The sequence below is a fragment of the Pseudolysinimonas sp. genome (assembly GCF_031389465.1).
Classification (GTDB): Bacteria; Actinomycetota; Actinomycetes; order Actinomycetales; family Microbacteriaceae; genus Pseudolysinimonas_A.
Window position 1 is genome coordinate 1 of sequence record NZ_JANMSQ010000271.1, and the last position, 2,871, is coordinate 2,871.

Here is a 2,871-nt window from a genome sequence, read left to right on the forward strand (position 1 = left end):
GCGAACAAGAACCAACGGTCCTTTTCCAGTCCGCGGGCGATTTCGATGACGACATCCTGGGATGCCGGGTCGAGTTCGGCGAGTTCGTCGATCGCGGTGCGCACGCTCTTGAGGGTCGCGTCGATCTGTGCGATGACTTCGGCGACGACTGTGTCGGACTGTTGGAAGCCGGCGGTGAGCGGCGGCACGGTGGTTTTGGCGGCGACGGTGGCGATGCGCGCGTCGATGGGAAGGCCGAGGGCGACGACGCGTTCGGCGGCGGTGTCGGCGTAGTTCTGCACGTGTTCGACGACTTCGTCGAGCAGTTCGTGGATGGCTTGGAAGTTGGCGCCGCGCACGTGCCAGTGGGCCTGCTTGGTGTTCACGACCATTGCTTCGAGGTCGATGACGACGGGTTCGAGGAACTGGGCGACTCCCGCGGTGACGTCGGGGTCGATGGCGCTGGTGGGGACTGTCTTTACGTCGGTCATGGCTCCACGCTACTCGCGACATTGTGTTCCGCAAGGGAGTTGAGCCTGGCCTCATTTCGTGGCAGGGCGGGGGATAGCCCCACTCGTTTCGGGATGCGGGCACCATGCCGCCACGCGGCTCGCGTCGCGAGGGTGGAACCATGCCCGCAACAATGGAGACGACCATGAGCACCGACGCCCCCCGCCCCGCGACTCGCCCGCTGTATCTGCGGCTATGGGCCGGGGTGCCGAAGGAGCTGCTCTTTCTGTTCATCGCCTTCCCGATCGGGGCGGTGACGTTCGCCGTGAGCATCGGGCTGGTCTCTGCCGCCGCCGGCACGATCGCGACGTTCTTCTTGGGGCTGCTCTTCCTCGTCGGCGCCCTCTACCTCGCTCGCGGCGCGGGCGTCGTCGAGCTCGGACTGCTGGGTTGGGTGGGGCGGCCGACCATCCCGCGACCCGACTGGAACGACCGCACCGCGAAGACCGGCTTCTTCGGCTGGCTGAAGGCGCTGTTCGGCAACGGCCACTACTGGCTGTATCTGGTGTGGACGATGCTGGTGAATTTCATCGTGACGACGATTTCGTTCACGATCGCGGTCGTCTGGTTCTCGGTCGCACTCGGCGGCATCAGCGGGTGGATCTGGATGGGGTACCTCCCCGAGGGCGACCGTGACTTCTACGTGTCGAGGTGGCTTGCCGATCGGGTGCTGGGCCTCGGCGGGCAGTTCGACCCGCTGCTCTTCGACACGCTGCTGTGGGTCGTCGTCGGGGTCATCTTCACGGCGACGCTGCCGTTCGTGACGCGTGGTCTCACCTGGATGCACTGGGGCGTTGCCCGCGGGCTGCTCGGCGCGTTCCGCACGGATGCCCTCGAGAAGGAGGTCGCGACCCTCACCGAGTCGCGGTCGGCCGCGGTCGCTGCCGAAGGAACCGCGTTGCGGCGGCTTGAGCGCGACATCCATGACGGTCCGCAGCAGCGGCTCGTGCGGCTGCAGATGGACATCGCGGCGGCCGAGCGGCAGCTCGACACCGATCCGGATGCCGCCCGTCGCCTGCTTGAGGAAGCTCGCCAGCACTCGAAGGATGCGCTCGAAGAGCTGCGTGCGCTCTCGCGGGGCTTCGCGCCGCCGATCCTGCTCGACCGGGGTCTCGTCGCCGCCCTCGAGTCACTCGCCGTGCGCAGCGCCGTCACGGTGCGGGTCGTGTCGTCGCTGCCGAAGGGCACTGAGCTGGCGACCGAGTTGGAGCGCAACGCGTACTTCATTGCTGCCGAAGGTCTCACCAACGCGGTGAAGCACAGCGGCGCGACCGCGATCGACCTGCGCCTCGACCTGCGCCGCGTCTCGGACTCTGAGGAGACCTGGCTCGACATCACCGTGACCGACGACGGTCGCGGGGGCGCGACGGCGGTTCCCGAACACGGTCTCGCCGGCCTGCAGGAGCGCGTACTCGGCCAGGGCGGCACCCTCGACATCTCCAGCCCCAAGGGCGGCCCCACCGTCGTCACCGCCCACTTGCCGATTTCCGTTGGTTGAGTAGCCGCGCAGCGGCGTATCGAAACCCCACCCGGGAGAATGACATGGTGAGCGGATTGCGAGTTGTCGTCGCGGATGACTCCGTGCTGCTCCGCGAAGGACTCGTGCGGGTGCTGACCGAGGCCGGCCACCAGGTGGTCGGGTCGTTCGGCGATGCCGACTCGCTCCTCGTGGCCGTCGAGGCGCTCGACCCCGACCTCGCGGTGCTCGATGTGCGGATGCCGCCGACGTTCCGCGATGAGGGGGTGCGCGCCGCCATCCGGTTGCGGTCGCTGGTGCCGCGCGCCGGCATCCTGTTGCTGTCGCAATATGTGGAAGTCGCCTACGCGCAAGAGCTGCTCGGCTCAGGCAGCGGGGGAGTTGGCTACCTGCTGAAGGATCGGGTCGCCTCGCTCGACGAGTTGGTGGATGCCATCGACCGCATCGCCGACGGAGGCACGGTGCTCGACCCGGAGGTGGTCGCGCAGCTCATCGGGCGGCGCCACGACCCACTGGCGACGCTCACGCCGCGCGAGCGGGAGGTGCTGCAGCTGATGGCGGAGGGCCGCACGAACGCCGCGATCGCCGAGGCGCTGTTCATCGGAGTGGGGGCGGTTGAGAAGAACGTCACCTCGATCTTCGGCAAGCTCGCACTCGAAGATTCCGGCATCGATCACCGTCGAGTTCTCGCCGTGATCGCCTGGCTGCAGAGATAAGCCTGGCTGCAGCGCTAGCGGGTCAGCGCTTCGGAACGCGTCCGCGGCCGAAGATCAGCCACAGGATCGACCCGAGGATGCTCAGGAAGAACGCCACCACGATCCAGACGAACTTTCCGAACCCTCCGTGGTTGGGGTTGTTCACGATCGACACCACGGTGACGATGAAAACGATGAGGGCGATGAGGC

Annotated in this window: 4 protein-coding genes; 2 read left to right on the forward strand and 2 right to left on the reverse strand. The window is 67.3% G+C overall.

Features of this window, described 5'->3' with window-relative positions; translation table 11 throughout:
• The coding region (locus RMO30_RS10805) for a DNA starvation/stationary phase protection protein (RefSeq protein ID WP_309713179.1) at nucleotides 1-470 on the reverse strand (470 nt) is incomplete at its 3' end.
• A gap of 164 nt (nucleotides 471-634) precedes the next feature.
• Between RMO30_RS10805 and RMO30_RS10810 the strand changes: the two genes are divergently transcribed.
• Together RMO30_RS10810 and RMO30_RS10815 are read left to right on the forward strand one after the other, a co-directional pair.
• The gene (locus tag RMO30_RS10810; protein ID WP_309713183.1) at nucleotides 635-1,987 is read left to right on the forward strand and encodes a sensor histidine kinase; all 1,353 of its coding nucleotides are present in this window, start codon (nucleotides 635-637) and stop codon (nucleotides 1,985-1,987) included.
• 44 nt (nucleotides 1,988-2,031) lie between these two features.
• A complete protein-coding gene (locus tag RMO30_RS10815) occupies nucleotides 2,032-2,682 on the forward strand; it encodes a response regulator transcription factor (protein WP_309713184.1) in 651 nt (216 codons plus the stop codon).
• Between the two features lie 22 nt (nucleotides 2,683-2,704).
• On the opposite strand, the gene RMO30_RS10820 is transcribed toward RMO30_RS10815, so the two are convergent.
• On the reverse strand, nucleotides 2,705-2,866 hold the full coding sequence (locus tag RMO30_RS10820; protein WP_309713187.1) for a PLDc N-terminal domain-containing protein: 162 nt from the start codon (nucleotides 2,864-2,866) through the stop codon (nucleotides 2,705-2,707).
• Nucleotides 2,867-2,871 lie beyond the last annotated feature (5 nt).

Bases quoted from the DNA above. Each gene is read 5' to 3' on its own strand.
- RMO30_RS10810 (WP_309713183.1), top strand. From the start codon at position 635: ATGAGCACCGACGCCCCCCGCCCCGCGACTCGCCCGCTGTATCTGCGG.
- RMO30_RS10815 (WP_309713184.1), top strand. From the start codon at position 2,032: ATGGTGAGCGGATTGCGAGTTGTCGTCGCGGATGACTCCGTGCTGCTC.